The sequence below is a fragment of the Neisseria sicca 4320 genome (genome assembly GCF_000193735.1).
In the GTDB taxonomy this organism is placed as follows: domain Bacteria; phylum Pseudomonadota; class Gammaproteobacteria; order Burkholderiales; family Neisseriaceae; genus Neisseria; species Neisseria sicca_E.
In genome coordinates this window covers 1-22,359 of the sequence record NZ_AEPF01000167.1, presented here as the reverse complement: position 1 = coordinate 22,359, position 22,359 = coordinate 1, and the positions used below count along the sequence as shown (strand labels likewise).

The window sequence follows — 22,359 nt, the reverse complement described above, 5'->3', positions numbered from 1 at the left end:
TGGTATTCAAACGGCTTGATTTGAGTTTTGGTATTTTTGCCCGACGGGGTGAAAAATACAGTTGCTACCGATGAATCACTCGGAACTTAAAAACCAACGCGTAGGGTGTGTGCGGTACGCACGCACGCGGTTGCTTGATTGACGGTTTTGTTGTTTCAACATTTCAGACGGCCTCCAATGTCGTCTGAAAACCTCAACTTCAACGAAGTTAAAACCTTAAACAACAAACCATTCCTTCTCCAACACCCAAACCACAAACAAAAATCCTATGGCGCGTTATCGCAGAAACTTCATTGCCGGCGGCACATTCTTTTTCACCGTCAAACTCGCCGACCCAAAATCGCGCCTGTTTGTCGAACATATCGGCTTATTGCGTGCGGCTTATATGGATGTGCAAAAACAATATCCCTTTGAAACCGTCGCCGTATGCGTACTGCCGAACCATATTCACGCCATTTGGACGCTGCCGCCCGATGATGCGGATTATTCCCTGCGCTGGCGGCTGATTAAAACCAAATTCTCCGCACATTTCCCTCGTGCCGAAAACCTGTCTGCCAGCAAACAGCGGCGGCACGAACGCGGTATTTGGCAACGGCGTTTTTACGAACACACCGTGCGCGACGAAACGGATTTGCAACGTTGCGCGGACTACATCCATTTCAATCCCGTCAAGCATGGATTGTGCGGCAATGTCCGCGATTGGGCGTTTTCGTCGTTTCACCGTTATGTGCGGGATGGATGGCTGCCGTTAGATTGGGGTGGCACAAAAGAAACGGCGGTAATGAGTTTTGGAGAGTAAATACGCTATAAAAAACTATCCACTGCGGGCAGCATAAACTTTAAAACAGACGGGTATTGTGTGTGCGTTACCCACGCATGCCGCCATCTAATTGGCGGTTTGCCGTTTTAAATTTTCAGACGACCTTTAAGGTCGTCTGAAAGCAAATTGCAGATTGAAAGGTATAAATAAAAAACGGATTCCGAGTAGTCGGAATCCGTTTTCGCTATAAGATGTATCGTATTATTTAGCTTCTTCTTTTGCTGCTTCAGCATCATTTTTGGCTTCTTCAGCAGCGTCTTTCGCTTCTTCGGCAGCTTCTTTTGCTTCTTCAGCTTTATCTTCCGGAGAAGCAGCAGGGGCATTGCCTTTCAATCCATCCAAAGCTGCTTTACAGGTAGCGTCTCTTTGGTCAGCAGGCATATCTTTCAGGGCTGCTTTAGTTTGCTCAAATGATTTTTGCATCAGGTCTTTTGTGCCTGCATCAACACCTTTAGTAATGTCGGCAAAGGCTTTTTCGTATTCGTCGCAAACAGCAGAAGAAGAGCTGCCGCCACATGCGGACGAGGACAGTGCGGTAGTAGAGTTGCCAAATAAAATAAATGATGCTTCTTAATTGAATTTATGAAAAAAAATTGAAATTATTTAAATAGCAACCGAGTTTCGTTTGGTACTTTAGCGAAATTATCATTTTTCTTGTTCAATGACAAAAGGTCGTCTGAAAACCTGAAACATGGTTTTCAGACGACCTTTGTCTTGTAATCTGTTTTGTCCGTCCGTTTTCAGCATCCGCAGGAAGTCTCGTCGGATGTCTGAAGGCTCAAGGCTTTGCGTTTTTTGGCTTTTTCGTAACGGCAGCGTTGACGCTCGGTGGTGATTTCCAACGGCGGGACGGGAACGGGTTTGCCGTCTTCAACCGCGACCATGGTGAAATAGCAGCTATTGGTATGGCGTACTTCACCGGTGCGGATGTTTTGCGCTTCGACACGGATGCCGATTTCCATGGAAGTTCTGCCCGTATAGTTGACGCTGGAGTAAAAAGTCACCAAGTCGCCGACGCGTATCGGCTCTTTAAACAAGACTTTATCGACAGACAGGGTAACGCAATAATTACCGCTGTAACGGCTGGCGCAGGAATAAGCGACTTGGTCGAGCAGGCGCAAAAGTTCGCCGCCGTGGACGTTGCCGCTGAAATTGGCGGTGTCCGGCATCATCAGCTCGGACATGATGAGTTCGTGTGAAGGGAGTTGGCGGGCTTGTTCCATGATGTTCCTCTTTTTAAAAATGAATGTTTATATCGAAACGGGCGGTCTGCGATTGGTTTGAATGATTTGAGACGACCTTAATAACGAGTGTATTTAATATATGAATATACGGCAATTGGAATTTTTTATGGGTTTATAACCATTTCCTGCGCGAGAAGAAAATCAGCAACCCGACGATGATGCACAACATCAAACCCAAGACCATAAAATAGCCGTAATGCCAGTGCAGCTCAGGCATGTTGTCGAAGCTCATGCCGTAAATGCCGGTGATGACGGTCAGCGGCATAAAGATGATGGTGATGACGGTCAAGACGCGCATTTGCTGGTTCATGCGGTTGGACTGGAAGGAAAAAGGTACATGTCCATCATACTCCACACCATGATACAGGGAAACAAAGGGCTAGAATGGAATGTATCGTTACGCCGTCTAAAACGGCTAACGATATCTACTGACTCTACCTAATTGGGTTTATGTATATTTTCTCAATAAAACAATAACTTTCTTATGTTAGATTTAATCAATATTATTTTTTCATAGTAAAATGTACTAGTTAAGCCAGTAGAAAGATAATTTTGAGTTCATTAGTTTGTTTAGATAGTTGTTTATAAATTTTAATGTCTTTGAACTAGATCTAATTTGATAAAGATTCTCATTTTTTAACTAAAAATTTAAGAATCTTTAGTAGGGGTATTTACTCTACTAACTAGAGTTTAGATTTTAGGCTCTGCATTGTAAAACCTGAAATTCAGGCTTTGTAATTGATTAATTTCTTCAATTGAAAGGAAACATCATGAAAGTTTTGAATCAAGTTGAATTAGAAAATGTTGCAGGTGGTAGTGGCGTCTATGACGTTTTTTATGGTCTTGGTAGAGGATTTCATCGAGGTGTAAATGCTCATGCGGAACACCGGAGGAAGTATGGTTATAATCCGTATGGATAGAATCAAAGAAATTAGGTAATTGTGTGAATTTATTATACCCAATAAGGTGACTATTAATATTTAGGAGAATATCATGAAAGTTTTGACTCAATTGGAATTACACAATGTCAGTGGCGGCAGATCCGGAAGAGGGGGACGAGGAGGCGGAGGACGTCTTGGGGGGTATATTGCTCTCTTTAATGCAGCCTATGATGCATACACAGGTTTCCGCGATGGATGGAGATCTGTATAAGCCGTAGCAACAAACAGGTCAGATGCTCGGATCGAGTCTATGTTATTTCTATTGCCGAACACGAGTTCTGATTTAGAGTCATAATATAATTATGCAGACCGTCTGAAAATCTTCGGACGGTCTGTTTCTTTATAACCATTTCCTGCGCGAGAAGAAAATCAGCAACCCGACGATGATGCACAACATCAAACCCAAGACCATAAAATAGCCGTAATGCCAATGCAGCTCGGGCATGTTGTCGAAGTTCATGCCGTAAATGCCGGTGATGACGGTCAGCGGCATAAAGATGATGGTGATGACGGTCAAGACGCGCATTTGCTGGTTCATGCGGTTGGACTGGAAGGAAAGGTAGATGTCCATCATGCTCAACACCATGTCGCGCGAGGCGTCGAGCGATTCGATAAGCTGCATGATATGGTCGTACACGTCGCGCAAATAGACGGTGGACTCACCTTTGAAAATGGCAAAATCACCGCGTACGGCAAGCTGATAGAACACATCGCGCAAGGGCAAAAGTGTGCGGCGCAGGCGGACGGCGTCGCGCTTGAGACGGTGGATTTTGCCGAGAATATCGCTGTTTTCGTTTTTAAACAAAGATTTGTCTATGGCTTCGACGCGGTTGTTGTACTCCTCCAAGACGATGAAATAGTCGTCCACGATGCGGTCGAGCAGGCAATAGGCGAGGAAGGCTGTGTTTTTGCTCAAAATACCGCGCGGATTTTCGCTCATTTTGCGGCGCAACTGGCTGAACAGGCCCAGCGGTTTTTGCTGGAACGTCAACACAAAATCCTTGCCGATAATCAGATAAACTTGGTCGGAATTCAGTTTGCCGGCGGCGGTGTAGTGGTAAACCTGCGCAGCGATAAACAGATAATTGCCGTAGTCTTCGATTTTGGGGCGTTGTTTGCGGCTGAGGATGTCTTCGATGACCAGCTCGTGGATGCTGTAAGGCTCCAGCGCGTGTTTGAGCAGTGCGGCATTGTTGATGCCGACAAAGTGCAGCCAGTTGATCTGCCCCTCTTGTGGATGGGTAATGTCGGGCAGCTTTTTGCCCGCGAGATAATCGTGCTGGGCAAACGTATCGGCGGAATAAAGCGTCTGATGGATGGCGGAACGCGGCGCGTTGTCGGTATTGCTGCGGAGGACGGTTTGGTCTTGCTGGATTTCTGCGGGTATTGTCTCGGGAGCGGGTGGTGTGTTCATCATGATTGAAAAGGTATGTCTGAAGGTCGTCTGAAAACGGAATGTTTTTTCAGACGACCTTGGTTTTAAATGATTAGCATTGTAACAGAGTAGGGCAGGTACCAAGGTCGTCTGAAAAGTGAAAGGCGGCGCATATCCAAAGCATGTCGTTTCGGGTATAGTGTCGCTTATTGATATACGGTTGTTTCCTCTACAGGAAAAGATTTTGGAGCTGTAAAAATGTTTAAACGTCCTGAAGAAATCATTGTTTTAGTGCTGGCTGTTTTATGGGTGGTTTTGACGTATTTTCTGGCCGCATTTTGTGGGGCGGATGCTTATACGGTGATGTTGATCACCGGGCTGACCTTGATTTGGGCGGCAGTATGTTTTGTTTGCTGGCAAAAAGGCTGGGAGCGCAATATTTGGCCTGTTTTTTTAGGATGTCTTGTTGCTTGCTGGTGGCCGATGTTGGATTGGCTTGCCGTCAAAGATATTATTGTGCCGAATTCTGAAGCGGCGGCGATTGTGGTCGCAAAACCTTGGTACGCAGGCTGGATTTTCAAATCTGTCCTGGCTTTGCTGCCTGTCGTCGCCGGATATGCATTGAAATGGAAAAGATCGCGTCATGTCCGAAATTTGGTTGGTTAAGCATCCAATCACTCTTTAAAAACGCCGTTTGCCGAAACGGCGTTTTTTACTTCCGTCCGACTTGATTTTAGAGCGATTGCCCTTAATTATAAATCCAATAAAAATTTTGGATATTATTAATCAAAGGAATAACATGGCAGAAAAAAATTATTATGAAATATTGGGCGTCGCTAAAGATGCGGATGAAGCCGCTATTAAAAAAGCCTATCGAAAGCTGGTGCGTAAATACCATCCTGATGTGAGCAAAGAGCCGGATGCCGTTGAGCGTACGGCGGAAATCAATCGTGCTTATGAGACACTTTCCGACAAGGAGAAACGTGCCGAGTATGATGAAATGCTGGCAAACCCTTATGGCCGCAATGCAGGAGGCAATCCGTTCGGACAAAGCGGGAACCCGTTCGGCAACGGTTTCGACGGCGGAAGTTTCAGTTATGAGTACCGGGAAGGAGAGCCGTTCGGCGCGGGCGACTTTAATTTCGAAGACTTGTTTTCATCGTTCCGCCACGCCGGCTCCCGTCCCGAGCAGCCGCGCGGTCCCGTCAAGGGAGAGGATCAACACGCCGAATTGAGCATTGATATTTATGCAGCCTATACCGGTGCGGAGCGCAGTTTGACTTTGAATGTGCCGACTCTGGACGAATACGGCCGTATGGTTTACCAAAGCAAAACCCTCAACGTCAAAATTCCCAAAGGCATCGCCGAAGGCCAGCAAATCCGTTTGGCAGGGCAGGGATTGCCGGGCAGCAATGGCGGAGCGAACGGGGATTTGTACTTGAAAATCAAGTTCCACGACCGGCCGGACTTATACGTCAAAAACAGAAAAGACGTATATCAGACGATAGACGTCAAACCGTGGGAAGCGGTATTGGGCGGCAAAATCATCGTTCCTACCGCATCCGGCCGCTTACAGGTCAATCTGCCTGCCAACACTCAGAGCGGCAAAACCATCCGCCTTAAAGGCAAGGGCATTCCGGCAAAAGAGGCGGGAGACCTATACTTGAATATCCGCATCAATGTACCTGTTGCGGAAAGCGAAGCCGACCGTGCCGCATGGGAGAAACTGGCAGAGCATTTCGCTGCGAAACACGCATGAAAGGAAGGATAAACCATGACGCAATCCACCGACATCACATTGACTTTTGAAGAAATCATTGCTGTCAGCCATTGCCGCCGCGATTGGCTGTTGGAACTCATCGAGGAAGACATCATCAGCATAGGCGGCAAGCCTGAACAAACTACGTTCAGCGGTTTCCACCTTGCACGCATCCGCCGCGCACAGCGTTTGAGCCGTGATTTTGAGGCCGGCATCCCGGCGTTGGGCCTGATTATGCGGCTTTTGGACGAAGTGGAAGAGTTGAGGAAAGCACAGCGGCCGTCGCTATTGCAGGAAGAGGAAGGACAATAGGGCGGTGTTATTTGTGAACAAAGGTCGTCTGAAAACGAAACAGGTTTTCAGACGACCTTTTAAGTATGGTCAGATAACAAGGGTTTAAAATAAATCAAAATCTAGCTTGGGCTTTATCTGAAAATTCCCAAGACAATCAGCATCGACGTTTTGCCGTCTGTTTATTTGATGAATTTGATGAGTTTGATGGATTCCCGCCTGCGTCGGCATTGCGCTTTTATATTTACTTTTTCCCATATTTTTTGTACAACTTGGGTTTAACCTTATTTAAAGAGGTCGTCTGAAATGCCTGTCATGCTGATTGTCCGTCCGTCCGCGCGTGCGGGAGATGATGTGCGCACCTGTTCGCAGGCAGGGTGGCGTGCGCGGGTGTTGAGTCCGGTTGAAATCGAGCCGGATGAAACGGCGTTGCTCGGTTTGAAAGAACAGTTTTCCCGTGCGGACGCGGTATTTTGGGTCAGTCCGACGGCGGTTGAAACCGCTGCACCGTATATGGATTTTTCAGACGACCTGAAGGTTCTGGTTGCGGTTGGGCAGTCAAGCGGTCGGGCTTTGGAACGCTGCGGCGCAAAAAATGTTTATGCGCCGCAGGAAGGCAACGACAGCGAGGCGGTGTTGCGGCTGCCGGTTTGGGATGCGCTGCCGCAGGGCGCGTGCATATTGATTGTGCGCGGACGCGGCGGGCGCGATTTTTTGGCGGAGTCGTTAAAGAAAAAAGGCTTTGCGGTCGAAATCGCGGAAGTGTATTTCAGACGACCTAATGAATTGAATTGGCAGGATTTTGATGCCGAATCCATTGATGCCGCCTTTATCGCTTCGGGCGAACTGGTACGCGGGCTGTTTGCGCAGGTTCCGCCGCAATTTTCCCGATTCTTCGAATCCTTGTTATACTTCACCCATCATCCGCGCATAGCCGACGCGCTTCGCGAGGCGGGTGCGCGCCACATACGGGTCGTCGCTTCTCTAAAAGCGGCAATTTCATCATTTCCTAAGGAGCAAACCGATGAGCCGGTCTGAAGACAATCCATCCGAAGCAAACGAAGCCGGTCGGCCGATTATCGTCGACAGTCAGGGCAACGCGGAGTCGTCTGAAGCAGCGGCTCCGAAAAAGGCAAAACAGCCTAAAACCTCCGAATACGCAGGAACACACATGTCTGAATCTAAAAATCTATCCCAAAACCAACCTGCCCCCGTCATCATCAAACAATCCGGCGGCAGAGGGCTGGCAGCAGGCGCACTGGTGCTGGCGCTGCTGGGTTTGGGCGCAAGCGGCTTTTTGTTCGTACACGGACAAAACGTCCTGAAAAATCAAGAGCTTTCGTTTAACCAAAAGCTCGATAAAGCCGCATTGGGCGAATCTGAAAACGCCTTACTCCTGAAAGACCATTTAAACCGCCAAACCGCCATCCAAGCAGAAATCGACCGCTTGGGCAAAGCGCAAATGGCAAACAACGAACAAATCCTGTTGACGCAAAAAGCGTATCAAGAGCTGACCAAAGGACGCGTCAACTGGCTGGTTGACGAAGCAGAAACCATGTTGAACCTTGCTTCTCAGCAACTGCTTTTATCAGGCAATGTACAAGGCGCAGCGGCGGTGTTGGAACACATCGACGGCCGCCTGAGCCGTTTCGACCAGCCCGAACTGCTGTCCATCAAGCAAGCCGTCAGCCATGATTTGGCAGCATTGAAAAACCGTCCTTATGTCGATATTTCCGGCACGGCGTTGCGCCTCGACCGTTTGGAAACCGCTGTTTCCGGTCTGCCGCTGGTGTTGGACGGCGTATTGCAGCCGGGCGAGCAGGCGCAAAGCAACGGCGCGTCTTCAGGCTCTTGGTGGCAAAACGCTTGGGACAAATCTTTGGTTGCGCTGAAAGGGCTGGTAGAAGTCCGCCGACTCGACAATAAAGACGCCATGCTGCTGTCGCCCGAACAGGCGTATTTCGTCCGCGAGAACCTGCGCCTGCGCCTTTTGGACGCGCGTACCGCATTGTTGCAACACAACGGCGAGGTTTATCAAAGCGATTTGAACTACGTCGAAGCCGCGGTCAGACAATACTTTGACGGCAAATCGCCCGCGACGCAGGCATGGTTGAAAGAATTGTCAGAATTGAAGGCGCTGGAAGTACGCATGATTTCAGACGACAGCTTGAAAGCCAGCCTCAGCGCAGTCCGCGCTTATCAAGACGGCACACGCGCTCCGGTCGCACTACCCGAACCTGTAACTTCCGCCGCGTCCGCGCCTCTGCCTTCCGCTGCTTCGGAAGCTGCCACTCCTCAAACTGCTGCGCCGGTAAATGAAAACGCTTCTGCACCGAAGGCTCCCCATCCTGCCAAAGCAAGACCCGCGCCTGCGCAGAAACCTGCCCCTGCCGCCCAAACAGAAGCAAAACCTTTAGAAGCTCCGGCGCTGCCTTCCGAGACCAAGCCGCAAAACATTTCCGAGCCGGAAAAGAAAGCGGCTCCTGAAAAACAAAGCCGTCCTGCCGCCGATGTTGAAACCAAAGGAGGCCGCGCATGAAAGCCGTCGTCTGGATTGTCGTTTTATTCGCAGCCGCAGTCGGTATCGTCCTGACTTCCGGTGTTTACACAGGTAATGTCTATATCGTCGTCGGACAAGTCATGATGCGGGTCAACCTGCACGCCTTTATCTTAGGGCTGGTCCTGTTTGTCGTTGCCCTATATTTCCTGATCAAATTCATCGTCGGCCTGATGAACATTCCCACCCGTATGCAGCGTTTCGGCACGGCGCGCAAAGGCCGTCAGGCAGCCGTCGCCTTGAACAGCGCAGGTTTGGCGTTTTTCGAAGGCCGCTTTGAAAAAGCGGAGCAGGAAGCGTCCAAAGTATTGGAAAACAAAGAAGCCGGCGACAACCGAAACCTCGCGCTGATGTTGGGCGCACACGCTGCCGACCAAATGGAAAACTTCGAACTGCGCGACCAATACCTGAAAGACATCGAAAAACTGCCGAACAAACAGCAGCTTTCCCGTTATCTTTTGTTGGCGGAATCTGCGCTCGGCCGCCGCGATTATCCGACCGCCCAGCAAAATCTGAACGCCGCCGCGCATATTCATCCCAACCTGTCCCGCCTCGTCCGCCTGCAACTGCGTTATGCCTTTGATCACGGCGATGCCGAAGATGTGTTGGCGAAATCTGAAAAACTGATGAAAGCCGGCGCGATTAATGATTTTGAGGCGGAGCAATACCAAAGCTGGGCATACCGCCGCCTGTTGGCGGAAGCATCAGACGCAGCTCGTCTGAAAGCCTGCCTGAAGCGTATTCCCGAAGCACTCAAAGCAGACGAATTGTGTGTCGCCATTGCCGAAAAATACGAGCGTCTCGGACTCTATGCCGAAGCCGTCAAATGGGTGCGCCACTACTATCCGCAAAACCGCCGTCCCGAACTTTTGGAAGCCTTTGTCGAAAGCGTCCGCTTCCTCAACGAACGCGATCAGCAAAAAGCCATCGACCTTGCCGATTCTTGGCTGAAAGACAAACCTGACGACGCGCCGCTCTTGATGTACCTCGGACAGCTTGCCTACGGCCGCAGCCTGTGGGGCAAGGCGCAAAGTTATCTTGAAGCCAGCATCGCCCTACAACCGAGCACTGCTGCCCGCCTCATGCTGGCGCGCGTACACGACGAAACCGGACAGCCGCAAAAAGCTCAGGAACAGCGGAAGTTGGTTTTGGAATCCGTCTCCGAAGAAGAGCGCCACGCCGCGTTGGTGCCGCACAGCTGAGTTTAGGAAACATCCTTATCTATCCCCTTTTCAGACGACCTTTCATTGCGAAAATCTCCGCAAAGGTCGTCTGAAAACCGTTTTCCTTCCCTGTTTTACAAACAAACCGAAAGCCCCACATGACCTCTTTGAAAAACGACACTTTCCTCCGCGCCTTGCTCAAACAGCCCGTCGAATACACGCCGATTTGGATGATGCGTCAGGCGGGGCGTTATCTGCCCGAATACAAAGCCACACGCGCGAAAGCGGGCAGCTTCCTTGATTTGTGTAAAAACACCGAATTGGCGACCGAAGTTACCATTCAACCTTTAGAACGCTTCGATTTGGACGCGGCAATTTTGTTCTCGGACATCCTGACTGTCCCTGACGCAATGGGCTTGGGACTGTATTTTGCCGAAGGCGAAGGCCCGAAGTTCGAACGCCCCTTGCAACACGAAGCCGATATCGCCAAGCTGCAAGTTCCTGATATGGAAAAACTGCAATACGTTTTCGACGCGGTAACTTCCATCCGCAAAGCATTGGACGGCCGCGTACCGCTTATCGGCTTCTCCGGCAGCCCGTTCACGCTCGCCTGCTACATGGTCGAAGGCGGCAGCAGCAAAGAATTCCGCACCATCAAAACCATGATGTACTCGCGCTCCGATTTGCTGCACAAAATCCTCGACACCAATTCCCAAGCCGTTACCGCCTACCTCAACGCCCAAATCGACGCGGGCGCGCAGGCTGTGCAGATTTTCGATACTTGGGGCGGCGTTTTGAGCGATGCGGCGTTTAAAGAATTCAGCCTCAAATACATCCGCCAAATCGTTGCCGGATTGAAACGCGAAAGCGAAGGCAGACGCGTTCCCGTTATCGTATTTGCCAAAGGCGGCGGGCTGTGGCTGGAAAGCATGGCGGAAATCGGCGCAGACGCATTGGGCTTGGACTGGACGTGCAACATCGGCGAAGCACGCCGCCGCGTCGGCAACCAAGTCGCCCTGCAAGGCAACTTCGACCCGTTTGCCCTCTTCGGCACGCCCGAAGCCATCCGCACCGAAGTCGCACGCATCATTACCGACTACGGACAAGGCAGCGGTCATGTCTTCAACCTCGGACACGGCATCAACCAACATGCCGACCCCGAACACGCCAAAATCTTAGTCGATACCGTACACGAACTGTCGCGCCAATATCACGCCTGATTGAGCGTGCAGAAAGGTCGTCTGAAAAATCGCTATACTCGTTTTTCAGACGACCTTTGTATATACTCACTATTTGAACCTTACCGCCTCAAACCAGTCAGATTCAAAATACATCCGCTCCCGCCATTCCTCCACCGCTTATCGAACATGACCTTTCTAAAAGACATTACCTGGACAGAAATCTTCATTTTCGCCCACACCTGCGCCGCGCTCGGCTGCGTCTTGCGTGTGTTGTACAAACAAAAAACATCGGCTCCACGTTCGCCTGGCTGATTATCCTCTTCCTTTTCCCCGTCTTCGGCACCATCGCCTACCTGCTTATCGGCGAACCCCGACTCGGCACGGCGCGTGCGAAGCGTACGGACGAGATGAACCGTTTTTATCAAGGTTTCGTCGAAACTTACCTGTCTAACCTTTACCTTGATATCGGCGACAACGTCAAATCCCGTTATCACGGCATCAGCAGAGTCGCCGCCAAAGGCACAGGACTCGGCGCCACGCGCAACAACGCCATGACGCTGCTGTCCGCCACCGATGAAATCATCGACACCATGCTCGCCGACATCCGCGCCGCCCGCCATTCCTGCATGCTCGCCTTCTACATCATCGAACCCGAAGGCAGGATAGAAGAACTGTTAAACGAAATCCTCGCCGCCGCCGACAGAGGTTTGGATTGCGCCATTCTCGCCGACGCCGTCGGTAGCAGCCGCTTTTTCGACAGCGGCTGGGTAGAAACCCTGCGCAAAGCCGGCATAGAAGTCCACGCCTCATTGCCCGTCGGCGTCTGGCGCACCTTCTTCACCCGCACCGACCTGCGCAACCACCGCAAAATACTCGTCATCGACAGCAAAATCGGCTATACCGGCAGCTTCAACCTCGTCGATCCCCGCTTCTTCAAAAAAGATTCAGGCGTCGGCGAGTGGGTGGACGTCATGATGCGCTGCATCGGTCCGATGGTACTCGAACTCTCCGCAGTCTTCTTTGCCGACCTCGCCGTCGAAACCGACGAAAACCTCGAAGGCGTACAGCAATATCTGACGCAGGCGCAAGAGCGCATTCCTGAAATCCTTCCCGAAAAAATGCAGCAGGGCGACATTGTTGCCCAAGTCATCCCCTCCGCGCCCGAGCAAGGCAGCCACGTCATTTACGAAACCATTATCAATGCAATTTACGTCGCCACCAAACAAATTACCATCACCACCCCCTATTTCATCCCCGACGAACCCCTGCTGATGGCATTGACCGTTGCCGCCAAACGCGGCGTCAAAGTTACCCTGATCCTACCCGCCAAAGTCGATTCCCTCATGGTGCGTTACGCCTCTCGCGCCTACTACCCCATGCTGCTCGACGCAGGCGTCAAAATCGCCATGTTCGAAGGCGGGCTGCTACATGCCAAAACTATGACCATAGACGAAGACTACGCTCTCTTCGGCACGGTCAACATGGACATGCGCAGCTTCTTCCTCAACCTTGAAATCAGCCTTGCCATCTATGACCGCAACATCGCCAAACAAATTTGCAACCTCCAGCGCCACTATCTTAAAAACAGCAGCTACATCACCGTCAAAGCATGGCAGCAACGCTCCAAATTCCGCGGGCTGGTTGAAAATACAGTCCGCTTAGTCAGTCCGCTTTTGTAGCAGATGAAAATGAACTTGTATCGTCATTTTCCGCAGGAAATTCAATAACCAAGGTCGTCTGAAAACCAGCTTTCAGACGACCTTTATCAAACACAACCCTATCGCTGCAACTTAAAACCGCTTTCAAACATCCGTGCCTTTCCGCTGACCGGATCATTAAACTCAATTCTTTTTGCCAAAAGTTTCATAGGTTTCCCATAATCCTCATCACCTGCCGCAGACGGAACGGGATAAAGCGCATCGTTCATCAGCGGCATGCCCAGGCTCATCATATGTACGCGCAGTTGGTGTTTTTTCCCCGTATGCGGCGTGAGGCGGTATAGGCTGAACGCACCGCGGTTTTCGATAAGCTCGACTGTTGTGTGCGCGTTCGGCTCGCCTTCCACTTCAAGTGTCGTAAAAAATTTTTCCCCGCGCACCATGCGTGAAGAAATGTTTAGCGGATAAGCTAAATCCGTCCGCGTCGGCGCGATTGCCTCATAAGTTTTACAGACGGTTTTATTTTGGAACATGGTTTGATAATCGCGGCGCGTGGCAGGATTGTGCGACAGCAGCATGACCCCTGCCGTATCCTTGTCCAAGCGGTGAATCGGCGTAATGTCCGCTACATTCAAATGCTGTAATTCCGGTCGCAGGCGCAGGCGGGTCAGAAGCGTTTCACGCAAAAAACGCCCGCTGGGGATGACGGGCAGAAAATGCGGTTTATCAACCACGATAAGATGTTCATCGACAAACAGAATTTTCTCTTCAAACGGAATCCGCGGTTCGCTTTCTCTGCTGGTTTCACGGTAATAAAACATCGTCTTGCCTGCTTCAAACACCGTATGCTCGTTAAGCGGCACCCCGTCCGCACCTACCACGAAGCCGCTGTTCAGCCGCCTGCGCCAATTTTCTTCGCCGACAAAAGGAAAACGTGTGCAGAGAAAATGCAGGAGCGGCAGGCCGTAAAACTCTTTTTCATGCGGCAGCACCAAATAGCTGGGTTTTATACCGTTTAAAAGAGGGAGGGGATTGGAGCGTTTTTTCATGTGGCGGATTGCTTATAGAAAAAATTGTCTGAAAATGATTTACTGGTTCTGTTTTTGATAAACTCAACTGTCTAAAAAGCTTTAAGCTTTTAATTTAGCGTTTTGTCATTGTTTATTTTGAAAAATTTACAAAAAAATTGTTGACAATAAATATTTGAGAAATTAATTTTTGAAAAAATATGATGAGAAATAGAGAAAGACATGAAAAATATTTTCATCCCAATTTTTCCCTTGTACCGTCTGTTGCTTTAGTTGAACTTCCTTTAAATTTGGAGTCATTGCAGACTGATAGGGGAAGGTCAAATCATAATATGCTGCCAGTTATGTAAATAGTGAAAGTGGGCATTCGGAATTATCTTCTACTATCTATATCCAAACAGGTTCAGCAAGTTTATTTTCATTTCAACTGAACTTCAAGAAAATAATTGGAATACGAATATGGGTTTGAGTATGGTAGGCATACCTTATGGTATAAGAGAAAAGGCAGAATTATATGGTAATGTCGGTTATTTATAGGTGGAAAGCCGTAATTTAAATGGTATGCTTAAAATAAAGCCAAGGATAAGAGCCTATCAAATATCAATTAGGGATTAATTATATTGCTGTTTAGGACGGTAAAAATCCGGCTTTATCAAATCATTTGTGGCGGAGTTATAGGAGGAGCTTGCCGGTGGATATGCGCCATTATATTGATCCGAACCTTCTGTATCAAGAAAGCCACCGCTAACTCTAAGTTGAATGGTGATGCGAAATGTCAAATTGGTACATAACATTTGCTTTGATGATTGCATTCAATATTATTTTACGCAAATTATATATAAAATTTGCTTGTAAAAATAGTTGGTGTGAGTTCATCTATTATTTTTTTATCTTTTTTATTAATGTTTACATATTTGTTCGTTATGTGAAATGGTGAGATACACGGCAGTCAAAATGATATATGTTACGTATATTTATTTTTTATGAGTATTATGCTGATAGTGTTAACTTTTATACAAATTATTTATAGAGAGGAAGCTGAACGTGATACGTCGTTTTTTACTCGAAGTCCGAAACGTCAGACGGAGTCCGCAGTCGGACAGATAAAATGGTGGCGTACATTTTGAATTTGGACAAAAAGGTCGTCTGAAAATTTTTTCAGACGACCTTTTTGTCTAAATCCTTCATCGCCGAAACCTCACAACTCCTTAAAAATCAGCTATAATTGCCAACTATTTTGATTCCGGTATCCCTATTTGAAATGGCACAGAAAATCCAATCCGTCAAAGGCATGAACGACCTTTTGCCCGTCGAACAGAAAGATTTCAAACTGACCGCCGCATTTTGGCAGGCGTTTGAAGATGTGGTCGGCAGCTGGACGCGTGCTTATGGTTATCAGCAAATCCGTACGCCGATTGTAGAGCAGACGGGTTTGTTTGTCCGTTCCATCGGTGAGGAAACCGATGTGGTCGGCAAGGAAATGTACACGTTTTCCGATTCCAACGATTCTTTGAGCCTGAGCCTACGCCCGGAAGGTACGGCTTCTTGCCTGCGCGCGGTGGTCGAACACAATCTGTTGTACAACAGCCCGCAAAAGTTGTGGTACATGGGGCCGATGTTCCGTCGCGAACGCCCGCAAAAAGGACGTTACCGCCAGTTTCATCAAGTCGGTATCGAGGCGTTGGGTTTTGAAGGTCCGGACATCGACGCGGAAATCATCGCCATGTCGGCGGATTTGTGGGACAAGCTGGGTATCCGCGATTACCTGACTTTGGAAATCAACAGCTTGGGTAATCGCGAAGAACGTGCGGCGCACCGTGCGGCTTTGGTCGAATATCTGACCCGTTATGAAGATAAATTGGACGAAGACAGCAAACGTCGTCTGAAAACCAATCCGTTGCGCGTTTTGGATTCCAAAAATCCCGATTTGCAGGAAATCTGCAATGCCGCGCCGCATTTGACCGATTATCTGGGCGAAGAGTCGCGCAATCATTACAGCCGCTTCAAAGCCATGCTGGAAGGCTTAGGTATTCAATACGTCGAAAATCCGCGATTGGTGCGCGGCTTGGATTATTACAACCAAACCGTTTTTGAATGGACGACCGACAAACTCGGCGCGCAGGCGACGGTGTGCGGCGGCGGACGTTACGACGGTTTGATTGAAGAACTCGGCGGCAAGCCTGCTCCGTCCATTGGTTTTGCAATGGGTATCGAGCGTTTGCTGCTGCTGGTTAGCGAATACGGTTCGCTGGAAGTAAATGCCGCGCCTGACGTGTACGCCATGCATCAGGGCGAGGGCGCGGATTTGCAAGTAATGAAATACGCGCAAGCCTTACGCGCACAAGGTTTCAACGTGATGCAGCATTCCGGCTATCAAAGCCTGAAAGCGCAAATGAAAAAAGCCGACAACAGCGGCGCGCGCTTTGCCTTGATTGTCGCGCAAGACGAATTGGCGAACGGTACGGTTACGCTCAAAGACATGAACGGCGCACACGGTCAGCAAACTGTCGCCGCCGACGATTTAATCCACACTTTACAACAATGGAAGAACGCATAAATGGCAGCCCATCTTGAAGAACAACAAGAGTTAGACAATTTTAAATACTTTTGGAAAACTACCGGCCGATGGCTGTTTGCTCTGCTGATGGCGGCGGCGTTGGGCTATTTGGGCTATACCATGTATAAAAGCCATAAAGCCTCGAAAAATCAGGAAGCTGCTGCGGTATTGGCGAAAATCGTCGATAAAATGCAGGCAAAAGCTTCGCAAGCCGAAGTTAACGCCGATTTGACCAATCTTCAGCAAAACTATTCGGATTCTATCGCCGCCGCGCAAGCAACGCTGATGGCGGCTGCGACAGAATTTGATGCCCGCCGTTACGACGTGGCTGAAGGTCATTTGAACTGGGTGCTGCAAAACCAAAAAGCCCCGCTGGTTCAAGCATTGGCGGCGCATCGTTTGGGTATTGTCCTGTTGCAGCAGAAAAAATACGATGCCGCGATCGCAGCATTGAACACCAAAGTTGAAGCCGATTTCGAGCCGCTGCTGTTGGAAGCGAAAGGCGATGTTTATGCCGCGCAAAACAAAACCAAAGAAGCCGCGCAAAGCTATCAGCAGGCTTTGGAAAAGCTGCCTAAAGACGCTATCGAACGCGAATTGCTTCAAATGAAGCTGGATTCGCAAAAATAAGGTCGTCTGAAAAATTGAGAGACGTATGCGGCTTGTCGGAATCTTTCCGGCAAGCCTTGTCTGTTTTAATTGTGTTCCACTTTATATAGCGGATTAAAATAAAAATGAGAAAAGGCAGCAATGCCCGTCGTGTACAGATAGTACATAAGGGCGTTGGCAATGCCGTATTATTGCAATTTTCATCCACTATATTTTCAGACGACTCCTTATCCTTTTTAACCTACCGTGTTTTGAAAAACACCTGCTCGTGTTGCAGGTTCGCTTCCGAACCGACACTTGACACAGAAAGACCCCATCATGAAACCTACCATCGCCCTTGTCGGCCGCCCGAACGTCGGCAAATCCACTTTGTTCAACCGCCTGACGCGCACCAAAGACGCGCTTGTGCACGACCTGCCCGGCTTGACCCGCGACCGCCATTACGGACACGGCAAAATCGGCAGCAAACCTTATCTCGTCATTGATACCGGCGGCTTTGAGCCGGTTGTGGACAGCGGCATTTTGCACGAAATGGCGAAGCAGACTTTGCAGGCTGTCGATGAGGCCGACGCCGTCGTGTTTTTGGTGGACGGCCGCACCGGTCTGACCCCGCAAGACAAAATTATTGCCGACCGTCTGCGCCAAAGCCCGCGCCCCGTTTATCTGGCGGTAAACAAAGGCGAGGGCGGCAACAGAGCCGTGCTTGCCGCCGAGTTTTACGAGCTGGCATTGGGCGAGCCGCACGTTATTTCCGGCGCACACGGCGACGGCGTGTATTACCTGATTGAAGAAATTTTAGAAAACTTCCCTGAACCTGAAGCTGAAGAAGCCGATGTAAAACATCCTGTCTTTGCCGTTATCGGCCGTCCGAATGTTGGCAAATCCACGCTGGTTAACGCCATTCTCGGCGAAGAGCGCGTGATTGCCTTCGATATGGCAGGCACGACGCGCGACAGTATCCACATTGATTTCGAACGCGAAGGCAAGCCGTTTACCATCATCGATACCGCAGGCGTGCGCCGTCGCGGCAAAGTCGATGAGGCGGTGGAAAAGTTCTCCGTTATCAAAGCGATGCAGGCGGTTGAGGCGGCAAACGTTGCCGTTTTGGTATTGGACGCGCAGCAGGACATCGCCGACCAAGATGCCACGATTGCCGGTTTCGCCTTGGAAGCAGGGCGAGCGCTGGTGGTTGCCGTCAATAAATGGGACGGCATCAGCGAAGAGCGGCGCGAGCAGATCAAACGCGACATTTCCCGCAAACTGTATTTCCTCGATTTTGCCAAGTTCCACTTCATTTCCGCATTGAAAGAACGCGGTATCGACGGATTGTTCGACAGCATTCAGGCAGCCTACAACGCCGCCATGATCAAAATGCCGACGCCGAAAATCACCCGCGTTCTGCAAAGCGCCATCGAACGCCAACAGCCGCCGCGCGCAGGTTTGGTGCGCCCGAAAATGCGTTATGCCCACCAAGGCGGCATGAACCCGCCCGTGATTGTGGTGCACGGCAATTCGTTGCACGCGATTTCCGACAGCTATACGCGCTACCTGACCCAGACGTTCCGCAAAGCCTTCAACCTGCAAGGCACGCCGCTTCGTATTCAATACAATGTTTCTGAAAACCCGTATGAAAACGCGGAAGACAAACCGAAGAAAAAACCTTTGCGCCGCGTCAGTCTGAGCAACCGCATCGAAAAACGCGAGGGCCGCAAGGAAGAGAAAAACCGTTTTAAAAAGAAAACCAAAGTCAGCGTGAAAAAACAGCACAGCAAATAAATCTGATGAAACAAGGGGCGCGCTGCGAGGCGTGCCTCTTTTAGATTGCGTTCGGGAAGAACAGGGCGGTCGGTGATGAAGCCTTTTTAAAATTATAGTGGATTAAATTTAAATCAGGACCAGGCGACGAAGCCGCAGACAGTACAAATAGTACGGCAAGGCGAGGCAACGCCGTACTGGTTTAAATTTAATCCACTATAATTTGCTAAGATTTTGTAATAAAAAGATATTGTTTGATGGCAAGGTCGTCTGAAAATCCAAATCCTCCGCCGTATGTCTGATTGCAAAAATTGTTTGTATTGAAATGAATTTTTAATACATTAGGGTAGAAAATCGTTGAGAAGCCCGTTGTTTGATAGATGTTTGCATATTCTTACGGAAAAATAGTTGGTAATTTTTCTCGTTCGGGTCTACAATCCGACTCATGTTCGTTTTCAAAACGATTTCAAAATCATAATAATGGAGCTTATGAATATGACAGCTAAAGGACAAATGTTACAAGATCCTTTTTTGAATGCGTTGCGTAAAGAGCACGTTCCGGTTTCGATTTATCTGGTCAACGGTATCAAACTGCAAGGCCAAGTCGAGTCGTTTGACCAATACGTCGTTCTGCTGCGTAATACTTCCGTTACCCAAATGGTTTATAAACACGCCATCTCAACTATCGTTCCTGCCCGTGCCGTGAGCCTGCAACACGAGAACAAACCCCAAGCCGCTGCGGCTGCCCCGGTTCAAGTTGAGACCGTGCAACCTGCCGAATAATGTATGTAACGCATTAATCGATTCTGATACCTTACCGCTTGGCCGGTAAGGTATTTTTATTTTCAGACGACCTTTAATTTTATGCAGCTCGAAAACATCCTCCCTTTTGCACACTCGCTTCTCAAACAAGCCTTAAAACCTGATACCCGCGCTTTGGACGGTACGGCGGGAAACGGCAACGATACGCTGATGTTGGCGCGTTCGATCGGCAGCGGCGGGAAAGTGTGGGCGTTTGACGTGCAAGAGCAGGCATTGGCGAACACCCGAATGCGCTTGGAAGAAGCAGGCATGGCGGATAGGGTGGAACTGATATGGGACGGACATGAAAACCTTGCCGCCCATATCCGCGAACCGCTGGACGCGGCGGTATTCAATTTCGGCTGGCTGCCCGGCGGCGATAAAAGCTGTACGACAGAAGCGGAAACCAGTATCCACGCGTTGGCATCCGCCTTGTCGCTGCTGAAAACGGGTGGGCTGTTGGTCGCCGTTCTCTATCCGGGGCATAAGGCGGGGCTGCATGAAGCGCAGGCAATCGAAGATTGGGCGCGGCAGTTGCCGCAGGATGAATTTACCGTTTTGCGTTACGGCTTTATCAACCGCCGCAACCGCCCGCCGTATTTGTTGGCGTTTGAAAAGTTACGTCAAGAATGAATGTTTGCGGTAGAATAGAAGCTTCTTTCAAAAACAATAACGTGCGACCGCTATGCAATATCTGTTTGTAAAATACAGCCATCAGATTTTCGTTACCATCACCATTTTGGTGTTCAATATCCGCTTTTTCCTGCTTTGGCGGCATCCCGACAAACCTTTGGCGGGCATCTGGAAAGCCCTTCCCCATCTCAACGACACCATGCTGCTCTTTACCGGCTTGTGGCTGATGAAGATTACCCATTTTTCGCCCTTCAATTCGCCGTGGCTCGGCAGCAAAATCCTGCTGCTCTTGGTTTACATCGGGCTGGGTATGGTCATGATGCGCTCCCGTCCGCGTTCGCCGAAGTTTTACGCCATTTATGTTTTGTCGATGGCTTGCGTCGGCTGCATCGTCTATCTTGCCAAAACCAAAACGCTGCCGTTTTAAAGAGGTCGTCTGAAAATGCCGCAAACCCATTTTGCCGTCATCGCCTTGGGCAGCAACCTTGCCGAACCCGTCCGCCAAGTCCGTGCCGCATTGTCCGCGCTGGAGGCGCATCCGCAGATTCAAATCGAAAAAACTTCCTCGCTGTACGTAACCGCGCCGGTCGGCTACGACGATCAGCCTGATTTCGTCAACGCCGTTTGTTCCGTCCGCACTTCATTAGACGGCGTTTCGCTGCTTGCCGTGTTGAACCGCATCGAGGCGGATTTCGGGCGGGAACGCACGTTCCGAAACGCCCCGCGTACGTTAGACTTGGACATCATCGACTTTGACGGCATTTCCAGCAGCGACCCGCATCTGACCCTGCCGCATCCGCGCGCGCACGAACGCAGTTTTGTGATGAAGCCGCTGGCTGAAATCCTGCCTGATTTTGTTTTGGGCAGACACGGACGGGCGGCGGATTTGGCGGCTGCTTTGGGCGATGAAGGCATACGCTTGTTGGAAGCTGTTTGAAGCAAGGTAGTGAAATAAAAACGCCTGTTTATTTCAAACGCGTGTCAAAGTTTCTATTTGAAGCAAGCTAGATACAAGAGGTCGTCTGAAAAGGGAAATGGCTTGGAAGTTTCCTTTTCAGACGACCTTTCAAGAAGGACGGCGGCAGGTTTGGGCAAACTCTGTCGGTCTGATAAAATGCCACCTTCCAAAATTAAAACAATATCATTAATCAAACCATGAACTACCGTTATATTGTCGTCGAAGGCTCCATCGGCAGCGGGAAAAACGCCTTGAGCCGCCGCCTTGCAGAATATTTCAGCGCGATGTCGCTGGCGGAAAACCCCGAACACAACCCCTTCCTCATGAAGTTTTACGCCAATGCCTCCCATCATGGCTTGGCAACCGAGCTTTTTTTCCTGATGCGCCGCGCGGAAAGCGTGGACATCATCAAGAACGAATACGCACAAGGCGGCATGGTCGTCGCCGATTTCCTGTTGGAAAAAGACCGGATTTTCACTCCGGTAGTGTTGAATGAAGACGAGCAGCAGCTCTTCGCTGATTTAAAGCAAAAAATTCTGCCGCAGTATCCTGCCCCCGATTTGGTGATTTACCTGCAAACCGCCGTGGACGGCAACCGCAAACGCCTGCAAAAACGTGGCGACGGCATCATCAATCTTTTCCCCGAAGGCTATTTGGGGCGGATACACGAGGGATACAGCCAGTTTTTCCACCTTTATCAAAATTCCCCGCTGCTGACCGTCAATGCCGACGAGTTGGATTTGCAAGGCAATGACGAACATTTCCAACTGTTGCTCAATGCGCTGAACGATTTGCAGGGAACGCGCAATTATCTGAATTTGAGCGAACGCTGACGCAGTGTGTAAAATTATGGTGAAACGCTGAAGCGGCTATGTTTTGGATTCATTTTATTTCCTGATCCGCTACTATAGTGGATTAACAAAAATCAGAACAAGGCGACGAAGCCGTAGACAGTACAGATAGTACGGAACCGATTCACTTGGTGCTTCAACACCTTAGAGAATCGTTCTCTTTGAGCTAAGGCAAGGT

Annotated in this window: 21 protein-coding genes and 2 pseudogenes; 18 read left to right on the top strand and 5 right to left on the bottom strand. The window is 49.6% G+C overall.

Going from position 1 to position 22,359, the window contains the following annotated elements:
* Positions 1 to 268: 268 nt before the first annotated feature.
* Positions 269 to 799, top strand: a complete 531-nt coding sequence (locus tag NSCA4_RS0112475; protein ID WP_016688422.1) for an REP-associated tyrosine transposase — start codon at positions 269 to 271, stop codon at positions 797 to 799.
* A 222-nt stretch (positions 800 to 1,021) separates the two neighbouring features.
* Here the strand turns inward: NSCA4_RS0112475 and NSCA4_RS0112470 are convergent, their stop codons facing one another.
* The 3 genes and pseudogenes from NSCA4_RS0112470 to NSCA4_RS0112455 all read right to left on the bottom strand — a co-directional run.
* The gene (locus tag NSCA4_RS0112470) at positions 1,022 to 1,378 is read right to left on the bottom strand and encodes a DUF5339 family protein (protein ID WP_029609770.1); all 357 of its coding nucleotides are present in this window, start codon (positions 1,376 to 1,378) and stop codon (positions 1,022 to 1,024) included.
* Positions 1,379 to 1,560: 182 nt separating this feature from the next.
* Positions 1,561 to 2,043: an acyl-CoA thioesterase gene (locus tag NSCA4_RS0112460; protein ID WP_016688419.1), complete on the bottom strand. Its 483-nt coding sequence runs from the start codon at positions 2,041 to 2,043 to the stop codon at positions 1,561 to 1,563.
* A 133-nt stretch (positions 2,044 to 2,176) separates the two neighbouring features.
* Positions 2,177 to 2,424: pseudogene (locus NSCA4_RS0112455) on the bottom strand (CorA family divalent cation transporter); the annotation flags it as partial.
* Between the two features lie 410 nt (positions 2,425 to 2,834).
* Between NSCA4_RS0112455 and NSCA4_RS15680 the strand changes: the two are divergent.
* Positions 2,835 to 2,984 carry a hypothetical protein gene (locus tag NSCA4_RS15680; protein WP_016688417.1) on the top strand — a complete coding sequence of 50 codons (150 nt, stop codon included), beginning with the start codon at positions 2,835 to 2,837 and terminating at the stop codon, positions 2,982 to 2,984.
* 361 nt (positions 2,985 to 3,345) lie between these two features.
* Here NSCA4_RS15680 and corA read toward each other — a convergent pair whose 3' ends face one another.
* Positions 3,346 to 4,422: a magnesium/cobalt transporter CorA gene (gene corA / locus NSCA4_RS0112440; RefSeq protein ID WP_100206377.1), complete on the bottom strand. Its 1,077-nt coding sequence runs from the start codon at positions 4,420 to 4,422 to the stop codon at positions 3,346 to 3,348.
* Between the two features lie 216 nt (positions 4,423 to 4,638).
* On the opposite strand from corA, the gene NSCA4_RS0112435 reads away from it, so the two are divergent.
* The 8 genes and pseudogenes from NSCA4_RS0112435 to cls all read left to right on the top strand — a co-directional run bounded on the left by NSCA4_RS0112435 (position 4,639) and on the right by cls (position 13,010).
* Positions 4,639 to 5,046, top strand: a complete 408-nt coding sequence (locus NSCA4_RS0112435; protein ID WP_016688414.1) for a hypothetical protein — start codon at positions 4,639 to 4,641, stop codon at positions 5,044 to 5,046.
* A gap of 133 nt (positions 5,047 to 5,179) precedes the next feature.
* Positions 5,180 to 6,139: a DnaJ C-terminal domain-containing protein gene (locus tag NSCA4_RS0112430; RefSeq protein WP_016688413.1), complete on the top strand. Its 960-nt coding sequence runs from the start codon at positions 5,180 to 5,182 to the stop codon at positions 6,137 to 6,139.
* Between the two features lie 15 nt (positions 6,140 to 6,154).
* Positions 6,155 to 6,451, top strand: coding sequence for a chaperone modulator CbpM (locus tag NSCA4_RS0112425; protein WP_016688412.1), 297 nt, complete (start codon positions 6,155 to 6,157; stop codon positions 6,449 to 6,451).
* Positions 6,452 to 6,736: 285 nt separating this feature from the next.
* Positions 6,737 to 7,468, top strand: coding sequence for a uroporphyrinogen-III synthase (locus tag NSCA4_RS0112420; RefSeq protein WP_016688411.1), 732 nt, complete (start codon positions 6,737 to 6,739; stop codon positions 7,466 to 7,468).
* A complete protein-coding gene (locus NSCA4_RS0112415; RefSeq protein ID WP_016688410.1) occupies positions 7,455 to 8,969 on the top strand; it encodes a uroporphyrinogen-III C-methyltransferase in 1,515 nt (504 codons plus the stop codon). Before NSCA4_RS0112420 ends, NSCA4_RS0112415 begins: the two co-directional genes overlap by 14 nt.
* Entirely contained in the window at positions 8,966 to 10,189 is a 1,224-nt protein-coding gene (locus NSCA4_RS0112410) for a heme biosynthesis protein HemY (protein WP_016688409.1), read from the top strand. The genes NSCA4_RS0112415 and NSCA4_RS0112410 overlap by 4 nt, the downstream gene beginning before the upstream one ends.
* Before the next feature lie 119 nt (positions 10,190 to 10,308).
* Positions 10,309 to 11,370, top strand: a complete 1,062-nt coding sequence (gene hemE, locus NSCA4_RS0112405; protein WP_016688408.1) for a uroporphyrinogen decarboxylase — start codon at positions 10,309 to 10,311, stop codon at positions 11,368 to 11,370.
* A 147-nt stretch (positions 11,371 to 11,517) separates the two neighbouring features.
* A pseudogene (gene cls, locus NSCA4_RS0112395) lies at positions 11,518 to 13,010 on the top strand (cardiolipin synthase).
* A 98-nt stretch (positions 13,011 to 13,108) separates the two neighbouring features.
* Here cls and NSCA4_RS0112390 read toward each other — a convergent pair.
* Complete coding sequence (locus tag NSCA4_RS0112390; RefSeq protein WP_016688405.1) at positions 13,109 to 14,038, bottom strand: RluA family pseudouridine synthase; 930 nt, start codon at positions 14,036 to 14,038, stop codon at positions 13,109 to 13,111.
* A gap of 1,240 nt (positions 14,039 to 15,278) precedes the next feature.
* Between NSCA4_RS0112390 and hisS the strand changes: the two genes are divergently transcribed.
* The 8 genes from hisS to NSCA4_RS0112350 all read left to right on the top strand — a co-directional run bounded on the left by hisS (position 15,279) and on the right by NSCA4_RS0112350 (position 22,163).
* Positions 15,279 to 16,574, top strand: a complete 1,296-nt coding sequence (hisS, locus tag NSCA4_RS0112385; RefSeq protein WP_016688404.1) for a histidine--tRNA ligase — start codon at positions 15,279 to 15,281, stop codon at positions 16,572 to 16,574.
* A complete protein-coding gene (locus tag NSCA4_RS0112380) occupies positions 16,575 to 17,204 on the top strand; it encodes a YfgM family protein (protein ID WP_016688403.1) in 630 nt (209 codons plus the stop codon).
* A 297-nt stretch (positions 17,205 to 17,501) separates the two neighbouring features.
* A complete protein-coding gene (gene der / locus NSCA4_RS0112375; RefSeq protein ID WP_003762980.1) occupies positions 17,502 to 18,959 on the top strand; it encodes a ribosome biogenesis GTPase Der in 1,458 nt (485 codons plus the stop codon).
* Between the two features lie 474 nt (positions 18,960 to 19,433).
* Complete coding sequence (gene hfq, locus NSCA4_RS0112370) at positions 19,434 to 19,721, top strand: RNA chaperone Hfq (protein ID WP_029609698.1); 288 nt, start codon at positions 19,434 to 19,436, stop codon at positions 19,719 to 19,721.
* A gap of 81 nt (positions 19,722 to 19,802) precedes the next feature.
* A complete protein-coding gene (gene mnmM / locus NSCA4_RS0112365; protein WP_016688401.1) occupies positions 19,803 to 20,372 on the top strand; it encodes a tRNA 5-(aminomethyl)-2-thiouridylate-methyltransferase MnmM in 570 nt (189 codons plus the stop codon).
* A gap of 52 nt (positions 20,373 to 20,424) precedes the next feature.
* Positions 20,425 to 20,799, top strand: coding sequence for a SirB2 family protein (locus NSCA4_RS0112360; RefSeq protein WP_003762962.1), 375 nt, complete (start codon positions 20,425 to 20,427; stop codon positions 20,797 to 20,799).
* Positions 20,800 to 20,814: 15 nt separating this feature from the next.
* A complete protein-coding gene (gene folK, locus NSCA4_RS0112355; RefSeq protein ID WP_016688400.1) occupies positions 20,815 to 21,309 on the top strand; it encodes a 2-amino-4-hydroxy-6-hydroxymethyldihydropteridine diphosphokinase in 495 nt (164 codons plus the stop codon).
* Positions 21,310 to 21,527: 218 nt separating this feature from the next.
* Positions 21,528 to 22,163 carry a deoxynucleoside kinase gene (locus tag NSCA4_RS0112350; RefSeq protein ID WP_016688399.1) on the top strand — a complete coding sequence of 212 codons (636 nt, stop codon included), beginning with the start codon at positions 21,528 to 21,530 and terminating at the stop codon, positions 22,161 to 22,163.
* Positions 22,164 to 22,359: the final 196 nt, after the last annotated feature.